This window comes from Janthinobacterium sp. Mn2066 (assembly GCF_049319705.1).
GTDB lineage: Bacteria > Pseudomonadota > Gammaproteobacteria > Burkholderiales > Burkholderiaceae_D > Janthinobacterium.
Genome location: NZ_JBMOUF010000008.1, coordinates 331,997 through 346,087, shown reverse-complemented (window position 1 = coordinate 346,087; position 14,091 = coordinate 331,997). Strand labels below are relative to the sequence as shown.

Genomic DNA, 14,091 nt, shown 5'->3' with positions numbered 1-14,091 from the left:
ACGGGAAACCGGGTGAAAAGAGAAAAGCCGCGCGCAGGCTATCTGCGCGCGGAAGGGGGAGGGGCCGGCAGCGTTGATGCGTTTAGCTCGATTTGCCGCCCGACGCCGTCCATTTCAAAAAGGCGTCGCGGTTGCGCGAGCAGACGTAGACCTTGCCCGAGCCGGAAAAGCGCAGCACGATGCCTTCGCCGCTGGTCACGCTGTTGACGATATTGCCGAGGAAACCGCCGATGCCGCCCGAGCCGCTGGTGGTCACCGAGATTTCGTACTTCAGGGTGCTGTCCCAGCACACCACGTGGGAATTATCGATCACGACATCCTTGCCCGGCTCGACGTCGAGCTGGAACATGGAGCCGAAGCCCGATACCACCACCTGGCCGGTGCCCGAGGTTTCCATCACGAAGAAACCGCCCGACTGGGCGAAGAGGGCATTGCCCAGGCTTTGCGTGCGCACTTTCATTTCCGTGCCCGAAGTGGCTGCGACAAACGCGCCGTCATTGAGCAGGTATTGGCGCGCGCCCACGTCGACCACTTCGATGGCGCCCGGCAGGGTAGGCGAGAGCAGGCAATCGCCGTTGCCGCGCACCGCTTCGATATGCTGCTGGAAGAACGATTCGCCATTGGCGAAGCGGCGCATGATGGCGCTGCCCAGGCCACCGGTCATCTTGCCCTTCAGGTCGAGCGCCGTTTCCATCATCACCATCGCATCCGATTCGCAATAAATGGTCTCGCCCTGCTTCAGGCTGACATGCAAAAAGGGATCGACGTCACCCGTGACACTAAATACTGGCATGGTAATCTCCAAAAAAAAGCCGCCTGATGACTTCCAGGCGGCTGTGACTAGATGCTGGAATGTTTAAGCATTCACGCCGAACGAGCGAGCTAAAGGACCCAGGCCGCCATTGAAACCCTGGCCGATGGCCTTGAATTTCCATTCGCCGCTGTAGCGGTAGATCTCGCCAAAGATCATCGCCGTTTCGGTCGAGCTGTCTTCGGACAGGTCGTAGCGGGCGATTTCGCGTTCGCCTTCGGCGTTCAGGCAGCGGATGTAGGCTTTCGAGACCATGCCGAAGTTCTGGCGGCGCGCGTCGGCGTCGTGGATGGTGACGGTGATGCTGATGCGGTCGATGTCTGCCGGTACGCGGGACAGGTCGATTTCGATGCGTTCATCGTCGCCTTCGCCTTCGCCGGTCTGGTTGTCGCCCGTGTGGACGATGGAGCCGTCGGTCGATTTCAGGTTGTTGTAGAAGATGAAGTCGGAGTCGCCACGGACCTTGCCGTCGCTTTTCAGGAGGAAGGCGCTGCCGTCAAGGTCGAAGGTGGCGCCGTCGGTCGAGCGTGGATCCCAGCCCAGGCCGATGATGATCTTGCGCAGGTTCGGTGCTTCCTTGCTCAGGTTGACGTTGCCGCCTTTTTGCAAACTGATTGCCATGTCGTGCTCCTTTGTATTTAGTCAATAGAAGGCGTAAAAATGGTGATGCTCTTGCCGTCATGGCGGAGTGTGTTTGTCACTCCGGCCATTACTTTCCTATATAGGGACAGTTATCCCGATTTCAAGCCAGTGCCGCCTGCTGTTTTCGATACCGCAGCGAAGACCACAGCGACACCAGGATGAAGGTCACGCCGGACAGGCCCGTGAACCACTCCGGTATATGGTACTTGACGGAGGCGAACATGATCAACGCGAGTATGCCGATCGCGTAATGCGCGCCATGCTCCAGGTAGACGAATTCGTCCAGGGTGCCCTTGTGCACCAGGAATACCGTCATCGAGCGCACGAACATGGCGCCGATGGCCAGGCCCAGCATGATGATGACGACATCGTTGGTGATGGCGAAGGCGCCGATCACGCCGTCGAAGCTGAAGGAGGCGTCCAGTACTTCCAGGTAGAGGAAGCCGCCGATGCTGCCGCGCGCCACCGTCTTGATCAAGTCGCCATTGCCGTTCCTGGCCGGCGCCGCATTCTCTTCGCCGTCTTCGTCTTGCAGGTCCGGTTCGTTTTCTTCCAGCAAGCCGCTGATCCAGTTCACGCCGATATACACGGCGATGCCGACGATGCCTGAGGCCAGTACGCTGTATTTTTGTTCGGCAGGTCCCATCGCCACGCAGGCGGCGACGGCGCCCATGGTGATCAGCACAGCCAGGCTTTCGGTGCCCAGTGCGTTGACTTTTTCCTCGGCCCAGCCCAGCCAGTGCAATTCTTTTTCATCGTCGAACAGGAAGTTCAAAAATACCAACAGCAAAAAGGCGCCGCCGAAGGCTGCCACTTGCGCGTGGTTGTTCGTCAGGTGCTGGGCATAGATGTCGGGCGTGGTGGTGGCCATGGTCCACACATCGACCAGGCCCAGGCCAGTGGCGACGGACACGATCACCAGCGGGAACAGCAGGCGCATGCCGAACACGGCGACCAGGATACCTACCGTGAGAAACAGTTTTTGCCAGAACTCATTCCAGTGGCGCAACACCGAGGCATTCACCACGGCGTTGTCGAACGATAGCGAGACTTCCATCACGCCCAGCACGCCCGTGATCCACAGCGCTTGCAGCAAGCCGGACACGCCGCCATGGCTGTAGCCCCACCAGCCGGCAATGGCCATCAGGAGGATGGTAACTAAAAAAGAAACTCTGAAATGCCGCATGGAGACCCCGTTTGCGAGTGTTGAGACCAGGTGTGGATGACCGGTGTTGAGGCCAGTCAATTATTCTATTCGCCATGATTTTATAGTATCGCGGCAGCCTGGGGCATTTTTATCCGTGGGGAATCCGCCGGTGTTGCTTGCGCCGCCGATCTGCGATAATTCCCCTTTGCTTCCCGCTACCCTCTTATATATAGAACAAAGGAATACCCCGTGGATATCGCTTACCTCGTCACTCCCCTGATCACCTGGATCCTGGTCGGACCGATCAAATTCCTGATCAATAGCGCCCGCACGCGCCAATGGGCGTTCGGCCTGGTCGGCAATGGCGGCTTTCCCAGCAACCACAGCGCCGTGGTGTCGAGCATGGCGACCCTGATTGCCCTGCGCGAAGGCATAGGCCATCCGGCATTCGGCGTGGCCGTCACCCTGGCCTTCATCGTCATCATCGACGCCAACAGCCTGCGCCAGCACGTGGGCAAGCAGGCCGCCGCCATCAACCGCGTGGCAAAGGAAACGGCCAGCCCGGCGCACACCTGGTTGCGTGAACGCATGGGCCATACCCTGGTGGAAATTGCCGGCGGCCTGTGCACCGGCGTGGCGATCGGCTTTTTGATTAATGCGGTGTTCGGCCGTTAAGCGTCGCCGCCTGTCTCCACAAAACCCCGCCGCAAGGCGGGGTTTTGCGTTTCAGGGCGTAAAAACTACGTTTCATCCCCGGATTCCCGCATTACAGGAAGCCGCCGATTGACATCGCCAGAGGCGCTCATGGATACTCTGCGGCTTGTGGTTTTAATAAAAATAACGCCCGTACACCCAGCCGCCACTCAAAAAGCTGTCGGCCAGGCAGGCGGTACTATCATTCGGAGAAATACCCATGTTGCGCAAAACCCTGTTAGTTGTGGCGATCGCCGCTGCCTTGACCGCTTGCGGCAAAGAGTCCAAAGACCCCGGCAAGGGCAAGGAGGCCACTGTTGCGAGCAACTTGCTGATTTCTCCTGAAGACGTGCTGACCATACAAAGCAACGCGCTGTCGTCCGGCCCCGTGATCACCGGTTCCGTGCAGCCCGAGCGCAATGCCGACCTGCGCGCCGAAGTGTCGGCCGTGGTGGTCCAGGTCATGAAGGAAAATGGCGAAGCCGTCAAGCGCGGCGACGTGCTGGTGCGCCTGGACGAGACAGCCATCCGCGACAGCCTCAATTCGGCCGATGAAGCGACCCGTGCCGCGACCCAGACATTAGAGCAGGCACAGCGCATGTTCGAGCGTATGAAAACCCTGCGCGCCTCGGGCATGACCTCGACGCAGGCTCAGGAAGACGCAGAAATCCGCCGCAACAATGCCCAGAGCGACCTGTCGGCCGCGAAGAGCCGCGCCGCCCAGGCGCGCCAGCAATTGCAGCGCACCCTGGTGCGCGCGCCGTTTGACGGCATCGTGAGCGAGCGCAAGGTATCGAATGGCGATACGGCGCAAATCGGCAAGGAATTGATCAAGGTCATCGATCCGACCAGCATGCGCCTGGAAGGCCTGGTGTCGGCCGACAAGATCGGCGTCGTCAAGGTGGGGCAGACCGTCTTGTTCCGCATCAATGGTTATCCTGGCCTCGATTTCACGGGCAAGGTGCGCCGTGTCGATCCGGCCGCCAATGCCGTGACCCGCCAGGTGGCCGTGCTGGTCGATTTCACGGGCAAGGAACAGCCGCGCGTGGCCGGCCTGTATGCGGAAGGCCGCATCGAAGCGGAAAGCGTCAGCGCGCTGATGATACCGGAGTCGGCCATGGTGAAGGCGGGCGACCAGACCTATACCTGGACCGTCAAGGACAAGGCCTTGCACAAGACCACCTTGCGCATCGGCGCGCGCGACGTGCGCACGGGCCAATGGGAAGTCACGAATGGCCTGGCCAGTGGCGACAAGGTGCTGCGCACGCCTGGCTCGACCTTCAAGGATGGGCAGAAAGTGGACCTGGTGCCGGCCAAGGCGCCGCCATCCGCCATGGCCAGCACCGACGTGCCAGCTGCTGCTAAAGGAAACTAAGCCATGTTTCTTTCCGATTTCAGTATCAAACGGCCGACCGCCACCATCGTCCTGATCCTGGCGATGATGTGCGTCGGCTTGCTGGCGCTCAAGAAATTGCGCGTCAACCAGAATCCCGATGTGGAAGTCCCGTTCATCGTGGTCAGCATTCCCTATCCTGGCGCCTCGCCTGACACGGTCGAGCGCGAAGTGGTCAACCGCTTGGAAAAGTCGCTGCAAAGCATTTCTGGCGTCACGGAAATCAATAGCAGCGCCGATGAAGGCGCGGCCACCATCTTCCTGAAGTTTTCGTTCAAGACCAACTTGATCGAAGCGTCGGACGATATCCGCAACTCGATTGCCGCCGTGCGCTACAAGCTGCCGCTGGAAATGCGCGAGCCTATCCTGCAGCGTATCGATCCGGCCGCCGACCCCATCATGCAACTGGCGCTGTCCTCGGATACGCAAAGCCATGCGGAAATTTCGCGCCTGGCCGAAGACGTCTTGTCGGACCGTTTCCGTGCCGTCGATGGCGTGGCGCTGGTGAATGTGGGCGGTTCGCTGAAACGTGAATTGTCGGTCTTGCTGCGCGCTGAAAAGTTGCGTGAATACAATGTCTCCGTCAGCGACGTGGTCAATGCCTTGCGCAACCAGAATACCAACGCGCCGGTCGGCAAGGTGCGCGGCACCATGGATGAGAAAAGCATCCGCCTGGTGGGCCGCATCGAGTCGCCAGCCGACTTCGAACAAGTGGTGGTCAAGCGCCGTGGCGAGGAAATCGTGCGCCTGGCGCAGGTGGCGACTATCCAGGATGGTTTTGCTGAGGTCAACAGCATGAGCATCCGCAGCGGCAAGCCGAACGTGGGTATCTCGATTACCCGCGTGCGTGACGCCAGTACGGTCAGCGTGGCCAACAAGATCCGCGACATGGTGAAGGAAATCAACAAGACCTTGCCCAAAGGCACTTCCCTGGAAGTGACGCGCGATGGCGGCGAAAACGCGCAGCATAGCCTGAACAATGTGATCGAATCGCTGGTGCTGGGCGCCGTGCTGACCATTTTCGTGGTGTATGCTTTCCTGAACTCCTGGCGCTCGACCCTGATCACGGCGCTGAGTTTGCCGACGTCCGTGATCGCGGCCTTTATCGCCGTCTGGCTGTGTGGTTTTACCCTCAACTTCATGACCCTGCTGGGCCTGTCGCTGGCGATTGGCGTGCTGATCGATGACGCCATCGTGGTGCGTGAAAATATCGTGCGCCACATGCAGATGGGCAAGGACCGCCGCACGGCGGCGCTGGAAGGCACGGCCGAGATCGGCCTGGCCGTGGCCGCAACGACGTTCTCGATTATCGCCGTGTTTATTCCGGTAGCCTTCATGCCCGGCATTTCCGGTGAGTGGTTCCGCCCATTCGCCCTGACGGTGACGTGCTCGGTGCTGGTTAGCCTGGGTATTTCCTTCACGCTCGATCCGCTGCTGTCGGCGTACTGGGGCGACCCGGCCGACCACCATACGGCGCCGAAAAAAGGCTTGAGCGCCGTGCTGGAACGTTTCAACAACTGGTTCGACCATCAGGCCGACCGCTATGGCAATGTGATTGCCTGGGCCTTGCATCACCGCCGTTCGATGGCCCTGATCGCCGTCGGCAGCCTGGTGGGCGCCGTGTATGTGCATATCAATCACGGCGGCACCAGCTTCTTGCCGGCGTCCGATTCGGGCAACCTGATGATCAATGTGCGTACGCCTTCGTCGAGCAGCATCGAGTATTCGCGCCTGAAACTGGAAGCGGCGGCAGCCCTGGCGCGTACCTTGCCTGAAACCAAGGAAACCAATAGCTCCATCAATGTCAGCGGTGGCCGCGTGTATGTCGATATCGGCAAGCGCAATACCCGCAAGCGTTCGGCCAAGGAAATCGCGGTCGAGCTGCGCGAGAAGATGTCGCGCCTGGTGGGCGCCGAATATGTGGTGCAGGATGACTTGAGCAACGGTTCGCAAAAACCGATCCAGGTGGAATTCACGGGCCCGGATTCGCGCAAGCTGATGGAAATCACCAACGCCTATATGGACAAGCTGCGCCAGGTGCCGGGCGCGGTCGACGTGGGCCTGTCCGAGCAGGATCCGAAGAACGAGCTGAAGATTGAACTGAACCGTGGCCTGGCCAACTCGATGGGCATTTCCGTCAACGATGCGGCGCAATCCCTGCGCGTGGCGTTTGCCGGCGTGGAAGTGGGCGACTGGGTCGATCCGACCGGCGAGACGCGCGACGTGGCCGTGCGTTTGCATCCCGATGACCGCGTGGCGTCCGAGAATATCGAACGCCTGCCGATCAGCGTGACGGGCACCTCGCAAATGGTGCCGCTGGACCAGATCGCCACCATCACCATGGGCAAGGGTCCGTCCGGCATCGAGCACAAGAATGGCAAGCGCACGATTACCGTGTCGGCCAACGCCCAGGGCCGCTCGAACGGCGAAGTGACGTCGGATGCGATGAAGCTGGCCAACTCGATGGATTTCCCGCCAGGCTACGGCCTGTCGCTGGGCGGCGCCGGCCAGGACCAGCAAGAGCTGTTCACGGAAATGCTGATCGCGCTGGTGATGGGTATCGGCCTGATGTATCTGATCCTGGTGATGCAGTTCGATTCGTTCACGGCGCCGCTGGGCGTGATGATGTCCTTGCCGCTGAGCTTGATCGGCGTGATGCTGGCGCTGGTGTTGACGGGCAATACCATCAACCTGATGAGTTTTATCGGCATCATCATGCTGATGGGGCTGGTGGCCAAGAACGCCATCCTGTTGCTGGACGCGGCGCGCAAGCGTGAAGAAGAGGGCTATGGCCGCGAAGATGCGCTGATGTATGCGGGCCGCATGCGTCTGCGTCCGATCCTGATGACCACTTTCGCGCTGATCGCCGGCATGTTCCCGGTCGCGCTGGGCCTGGGCGAGGGCGGCGAGTTCTACCGTCCACTGGCGATCGCCATCATCGGCGGCACCATCACGTCGACGATTCTGACCTTGCTGGTGGTGCCGACGTTCTACGACAGTATCGAGATTGCGCGTGATGGCGCCGCCGCCAAGTTCCACCGGCGCCACGAGCGCATGCATGTCGCGTTCGCCTTAATCCTGACTTTCATCGAGTGCGTGCTGACCTTGCTGCTGCTGCGTTTCGCCTACCGCATGCTGAAAAAAGTCGTCCTGTTCCTGGCGAAAGGCCGTACCCCGCCGGGCACGCCGGTCGGCCTGAACAAGTAAAGTAAAAGTTACTGCAAGTTACTGTCGGTATGTTTTTTATGCAAGAAAAGCCTTCTTCGGAAGGCTTTTTTTTCGCCAGGAACTTTTTAATCATGGTGTGAGCACGGACGATATTTGATGCTAGAATAAACTCGGCCAGCGCATGCTTGCATGGCTAGTACGGTTTCAAGTCTCCCGCAGCGCCAGTTCTATACAGTCCGGTTTTAGTCAGTCCCGTTTCAGTCGCGTCCAGTATCCCAGCAGCTTCCCAACGTTGTCATGATGTTGCAATGCAAAGTATCGGATAAGAATAATGGTCACAAGAACCCGGCTGTCCAGTATCGGCTTGCGCGTCAGGAGTAGCGCTGCGCCACGTCCCTTGCGTTTCCTCTTCCCCATGTTGATGGCCAGCCTGCTGGCTGGCTGCGCCGTGGGGCCCGACTTCAAGCCGCCCGCGCCGCCTGGCGGTGGCGACAGCTATACGCCGTCGCCCCTGCCCGCACAGACCGCGTCGGCACCGGGCCCGGCTGGCCAGGCGCAGCGCTTCGTGCCGGGCCAGGACATTCCAGGCCAGTGGTGGTCGCTGTTCCAGTCGCCGGCCCTCGATCAATTGGTGCGCGACGCCCTCAGGCGCAGCCCCAGCCTGGCCTCGGCCCAGGCGGCCTTGCGCCAGGCGAATGAAAATTACCGTGCCGAAAGCGGCGAACTGTTGTATCCCAGCGTGAATGCCCAGCTGGGCTTCAACCGCGAAAAAACCAGCCGCCTGACGGGTGCCGGTGGTGTCTTCAATTTATACAATGCCTCCGTCAATGTGTCTTACACCCTGGACGTGTTTGGCGCCAACAAGCGGCAGCTGGAAGGCTTGTCGGCCCAGGTTGACTATCAGCAATACCAGCTGGAAGCAGCCTACCTGACCCTCACGTCGAACCTGGTGACGACGGCCATACGCGAAGCGTCGCTGCGCGCCCAGCTGCAGGCGACGCAAGATATTCTCGATGCGCAGCAAAAACAGCTGGACGTGATCGAACAGCAATTCAAGTTTGGCGCGATCGGCCGCGGCACAGTGCTGCTGCAACAAAATACGGTCGCGCAAACGCGCGCCACCGTGCCGCCACTGGAAAAGGCCCTGGCCCAGACCCGCCACCAGCTTGCCGTGTATGCGGGGCAGTTGCCCAGCGAGGCGGGCTTGCCCCAGTTCGAACTGGCTTCATTGCAGTTGCCGCAAGACTTGCCCCTGTCGCTGCCATCAAATCTGGTACGCCAGCGCCCCGACGTGCGCGCCAGCGAAGCTTTGCTGCACCAGGCCAGCGCGCAGATCGGCGTGGCCACGGCCAATCTGTATCCCCAGCTGACCTTGTCGGGCAGCTACGGTTCGACCGCCACAACTTTCCCTTCGCTGTTACGCAGCAGTTCCGCCATCTGGGGCCTGGGCGCCGGGCTGGCCCAGCCGGTTTTCAATGGCGGCGCCCTGAACGCCAAGCGGCGCGCCGCCATCGCCGCCTATGAAGGGGCGGCCGCCGATTACCGCGCCACGGTGCTGCTTGCCTTCCAGAATGTGGCCGACAGCCTGCGCGCGCTCGATAGCGATGCTTCTGCACTGAAAGAGCAGGCCGAGGTGGAGGCGCTGGCGCGTGCATCGCTGGACTTGAATACCCAGCAATTCAAGCTGGGCGCCATCAGCTACCTGACCCTGCTCGACGCCCAGCGTACTTATCAGCAGGCCAGGGTAGGGCTGGTGCAGGCGCAGGCGGCCCGTTATGCCGATAGCGCCGCGCTGTTCCAGGCGCTCGGTGGCGGCTGGTGGAACCGGCCCGCGCTCGATGCGGCCAGTACCAGCACGCAGTTGCCGGTGACGGCCAGCGCAGACTAATCATCCTTATCCGTTCGGCAAAACCCGACAAGACGAAGAATAACAAGGAGTGTATCCATGACGAAACGCATGCTGATCATGCTGGGGGCGGTAGTGTTGCTGGTCGCCTTGCTGGCGCTGGGATTTTTCCTGCATATCCGCCAACTGATGGCCAGCGCGCCCAAGCCGGGGCCGCAAACCGTATCGTCGACCATCGTGCGCAAAGTCGACTGGCAACCGCATTTGTCCTCGGTGGGCACCATGGTGGCCGTGCGCGGCGTCGATGTGACGACGGAAATTGCGGGCCTGGTGCGCACGATTAACTTCAAGTCGGGCCAGGACGTGGCGGCCGGGAAATTGCTGGTGCAGCTCAATGCCGACGCCGATATCGCCCAGTTGCGCGCACTGGAAGCGGCAGCCGAACTGGCCGCCTCGGTGCTGGCGCGCGACCGGCAGCAGTTTGCCGTGCAAGCCATCAGCCAGGCACAGATCGACAGCGACCTGGCCGACCTGAAAAGCAAGCAGGCGCTGGCCGCCCAGCAAGCTGCGCTGGTGCAAAAGAAAACCATCCGCGCCCCATTTGCGGGCAAGCTGGGCATCACCACCGTCAATCCGGGCCAGTACCTCAATCCGGGCGACAAGATCGTGACCCTGCAAACCATCGATCCCATCTACGTCGATTTTTATATTCCGCAAAAGAACCTGAGCGGCCTGCAAGTGGGCCAGGTCTTGAACCTGTCCAGCGATGCGTATGCCGGCGTGGCGTTTGCCGGCAAGGTCAGCGCCATCAGTTCCAAGGTTGACCCTACCACCCGCAATGTGCAGGTGGAGGCCACGGTGGCCAATCCCAAGCGGCAGTTGCTGCCGGGCATGTTTGCCAATGTGAATGTGGAAGTGGGCGATAAAAAACTGTACCTGACCCTGCCGCAGACGGCGATCACGTACAACCCTTACGGTTCCACCGTGTTCGTCGTGTATCCGGCATCGCAGGCGCCCAAGCCCGCGACGGCCTCTGCGCCTGCCGCGTCCGCCTCCGCCCCGGCTGCGCCGCCACCGAAGGCGGGCGACCTGGTGGTGCAGCAAGTCTTTGTGACCACCGGCGAGACACGCGGCGACCAGGTGGCCGTGCTGACGGGCTTGACCGAAGGCCAGCAAGTCGTCACCAGCGGCCAAATCAAGCTCAAGAACGGCAGCCCGGTAGTGATCAGCAACGTGGTCCAGCCGCTCAATAATCCGCGGCCCACGCCGCAGGAACAATAAGGCGCCGCCATGAATTTCACCGATATCTTTATCCGCCGGCCCGTGCTGGCGATGGTGGTGAGCATGCTGCTGGTGGTGCTGGGCTTGCGTTCTTTATTCAGCCTGCCCATCAACCAGTATCCCAAGACGCAGAACGCGGTGGTGACGATTTCGACTACTTATTACGGCGCCGATGCACAGACGGTGGCGGGCTTTATCACGCAGCCGCTGGAATCGGCCATCGCGCAGGCGCAGGGCATAGATTACCTGTCGTCCTCGTCCAGCAGCGGCGTATCGACCATCACGGCTACCTTGCGCCTGAACTACGACGCCAACCGGGCCTTGACGGAAATCAATACCCAGGTCAGTTCCGTGAAAAACCAGCTGCCGGTGCAGGCGCAGGCGCCCGTGCTGACGGTGCAGACGGGCCAGACTACGGACGCCATGTACCTGGGTTTCTACAGCAAGAGCTTGCCGACCAATAACGTCACCGATTTCCTCAGCCGCGTGGTCAAGCCCAAGCTCGATTCCATCACCGGCGTGCAGACTGCCGAACTGCTGGGCGCGCGCCTGTTCGCCCTGCGCGCCTGGCTCGATTCATCGAAGATGGCGGCGTTTGGCGTGACGGCGGCCGATGTCAGCACGGCGCTGGGCAACAATAACTACCTGGCGGCATTGGGTTCCAGCAAGGGCCAGATGGTGACCATCCCCCTGACGGCGGGCACCGACCTGCACTCGGTGGAAGAATTCAAGAAGCTGGTCGTCAAGCGCAGCGGCGACTCCATCGTGCGCCTGGAAGACCTGGCCACCGTCGTGCTGGGTTCGGAAAACTATGATTTCAACGTCGCCTTCAGCGGCGTGCGCTCCGTCTTTATCGGCATCAAGGTGGCGCCGGAAGCCAATATCCTCGACGTCGCCAAGCGCGTGCGCAGCAGTTTTCCCGAACTCCAGTCGCAGCTGCCGGCCGGCCTGACGGGCGAAATCGTGTATGACTCCACGGTGTTCATCAATACCTCGATCACCGAAGTCATCAAGACCCTGGTCGAGGCGCTGCTGATCGTCACCATCGTGATTTACCTGTTCCTGGGCAGCTTGCGGGCCGTGATCGTGCCCGTGATCGCCATGCCGCTATCCTTGATCGGCACGTTTTCCATCATGCTGGCGCTCGGCTACTCCATTAACCTGCTGACCTTGCTGGCGATCGTGCTGGCCATCGGCCTGGTGGTCGATGACGCCATCATCGTGGTGGAAAACGTCGACCGCCACATGAAGGAGGGCAAGTCGCCGTTTGAGGCTTCCTTGCTGGCCGCGCGCGAACTGGGCAGCCCCATCCTGGCGATGACGGTGGTGCTGATCGCCGTCTACGTGCCGATCGGCTTCCAGGGCGGCCTGACGGGGGCCTTGTTCACGGAATTTGCGTTTACGCTGGCCGGCGCCGTGGCCGTCTCGGGCATCGTGGCGCTGACCCTGTCGCCCATGATGTGTTCGCGCTTTTTCAAGCCCGAGCAGGACAGCGGCCGCTTCGTGCAGGCCATCGACCGCGTATTCGAGAAAGTGCACAATCGCTACCAGCGCATCCTGCATTCCTTGCTCGATACCTGGCCGGTGCTGGTCGTGATGGCGGCCATCCTGATGCTGATCCTGGGGCTGATGTTCAAGATGTCGCAATCCGAACTGGCCCCCGAGGAAGACCAGGGCGTGGTGCTGTCGCAAGTGGTGGGCGACCCCACGGCAACGTCCGATCAGATGCAGGTGTATGCCGACCAGGTGTACAAGGTGGCCAAGGCCATGCCCGAATACAGCCAGATGTTCCAGATCACGGGCGTGCCCACCGTCAATGCCGGCATCGGCGGCATGCTGACCAAGCCCTGGGACGAGCGCACGCGCAGCGCCAAGGAAATACAGCAAGACTTGCAGGCGGGCTGGAACAAGATCGCTGGCGCCCGTGTCGCCGCCTTCCAGTTTCCCGCCTTGCCCGGCTCGTCGGGCTTGCCCGTGCAATTCGTCATCACCACCACCGAGCCGTTTGAAAACCTCAATACCATCGCGCAGCAGGTGCTGGACAAGGCCAGGTCATCGGGCAAGTTTTATTTCATCGACACCGACTTGAAAGTGGACAAGCCGCAAGCGACCGTGGTGGTGGACCGCGACAATGTGGCCGCGCTGGGCATGACGCAGCAGGACGTCGGTTCCGCCCTGGGAGCAGCGCTGGGCGGCGGTTATGTCAATTACTTTTCCATCGCGGGCCGCTCCTACAAGGTGATCCCGCAAGTGCTGCAGACGGACCGGCTGAATCCATCCGAGGTCTTGAACTTTTACATCAAGACGCCGGACGGCAACATGATACCGGCCAGCACCGTGGCCCACATCAAGTACGACGTGGTGCCGGAATCGATCAACCGCTTCCAGCAATTGAATTCCGTCACCTTGTCCGGTGTGTCCGGTTCTTCCCAGGGCGAGGTGCTGGGCTTCATGCGCGATACCCTGGCTGAAGTGGCGCCCAGCGGCTACACGGTCGATTATTCGGGGCAGTCGCGCCAGTTCGTGCAGGAATCGGGCGGCTTCGTTGTCACCATGCTGTTTGCCGTGGTGATCGTCTTCCTGGCGCTGGCGGCGCAGTTCGAGAGTTTCCGCGACCCTGTCGTGATTCTCGTCTCGGTGCCGCTGGCCCTGTTTGGCGCCACCATGTTCATCTTCCTGGGCTTTGCCTCCATCAACATTTACACGGAGGTGGGGCTGGTGACCCTGATGGGCCTGATCAGCAAGCACGGTATTTTGATCGTGGAAGTGGCGAACCAGCTGCAAAAAACGGGTTTGAGCAAGCGTGAAGCGGTAGAAGCAGCCGCTGCAGTGCGCCTGCGTCCCATCCTGATGACGACGGCCGCCATGGTGTTTGGCGTGCTGCCGCTGGTGATCGCCTCGGGCGCCGGCGCGGCGGGCCGCCACGCGATGGGGCTGGTGATCTTTACGGGCTTGTCCATCGGCACTTTGTTCACCCTGTTCGTGGTGCCGGCCATGTATCTGTTCCTGGCGGCCGATCACCAGGCGATCAAGGCGCAGGCACCGAACAAGGATGATCCGAAAGAAGCGAAGGAAGCATCCGCGCATTGACAGGCAAGCGATGGTCTTGC

The 14,091-nt window shown here is 61.0% G+C and carries 9 protein-coding genes; 6 read left to right on the top strand and 3 right to left on the bottom strand.

Annotated features, from left to right (window positions below):
- Nucleotides 1-82: 82 nt before the first annotated feature.
- The 3 genes from ACL9RI_RS17910 to ACL9RI_RS17900 form a co-directional block, all read right to left on the bottom strand.
- On the bottom strand, nt 83-793 hold the full coding sequence (locus ACL9RI_RS17910; RefSeq protein WP_422727851.1) for a TIGR00266 family protein: 711 nt from the start codon (nt 791-793) through the stop codon (nt 83-85).
- 63 nt (nt 794-856) lie between these two features.
- On the bottom strand, nt 857-1,432 hold the full coding sequence (locus ACL9RI_RS17905) for a TerD family protein (RefSeq protein ID WP_183676730.1): 576 nt from the start codon (nt 1,430-1,432) through the stop codon (nt 857-859).
- A gap of 121 nt (nt 1,433-1,553) precedes the next feature.
- Complete coding sequence (locus ACL9RI_RS17900) at nt 1,554-2,639, bottom strand: DUF475 domain-containing protein (RefSeq protein ID WP_422727850.1); 1,086 nt, start codon at nt 2,637-2,639, stop codon at nt 1,554-1,556.
- 210 nt (nt 2,640-2,849) lie between these two features.
- On the opposite strand from ACL9RI_RS17900, the gene ACL9RI_RS17895 reads away from it, so the two are divergent.
- The 6 genes from ACL9RI_RS17895 (at nt 2,850) to ACL9RI_RS17870 (ending at nt 14,071) form a co-directional block, all read left to right on the top strand.
- Complete coding sequence (locus tag ACL9RI_RS17895) at nt 2,850-3,275, top strand: divergent PAP2 family protein (RefSeq protein WP_422727849.1); 426 nt, start codon at nt 2,850-2,852, stop codon at nt 3,273-3,275.
- 238 nt (nt 3,276-3,513) lie between these two features.
- Nucleotides 3,514-4,668, top strand: a complete 1,155-nt coding sequence (locus ACL9RI_RS17890) for an efflux RND transporter periplasmic adaptor subunit (protein WP_422727848.1) — start codon at nt 3,514-3,516, stop codon at nt 4,666-4,668.
- Between the two features lie 3 nt (nt 4,669-4,671).
- Complete coding sequence (locus ACL9RI_RS17885; protein ID WP_422727847.1) at nt 4,672-7,893, top strand: efflux RND transporter permease subunit; 3,222 nt, start codon at nt 4,672-4,674, stop codon at nt 7,891-7,893.
- A 292-nt stretch (nt 7,894-8,185) separates the two neighbouring features.
- A complete protein-coding gene (locus tag ACL9RI_RS17880; protein WP_422727846.1) occupies nt 8,186-9,742 on the top strand; it encodes an efflux transporter outer membrane subunit in 1,557 nt (518 codons plus the stop codon).
- A 57-nt stretch (nt 9,743-9,799) separates the two neighbouring features.
- Nucleotides 9,800-10,981 carry an efflux RND transporter periplasmic adaptor subunit gene (locus ACL9RI_RS17875; RefSeq protein WP_422727845.1) on the top strand — a complete coding sequence of 394 codons (1,182 nt, stop codon included), beginning with the start codon at nt 9,800-9,802 and terminating at the stop codon, nt 10,979-10,981.
- Nucleotides 10,982-10,990: 9 nt separating this feature from the next.
- Complete coding sequence (locus ACL9RI_RS17870) at nt 10,991-14,071, top strand: efflux RND transporter permease subunit (RefSeq protein ID WP_422727844.1); 3,081 nt, start codon at nt 10,991-10,993, stop codon at nt 14,069-14,071.
- The last annotated feature ends 20 nt before the right edge of the window (nt 14,072-14,091 follow it).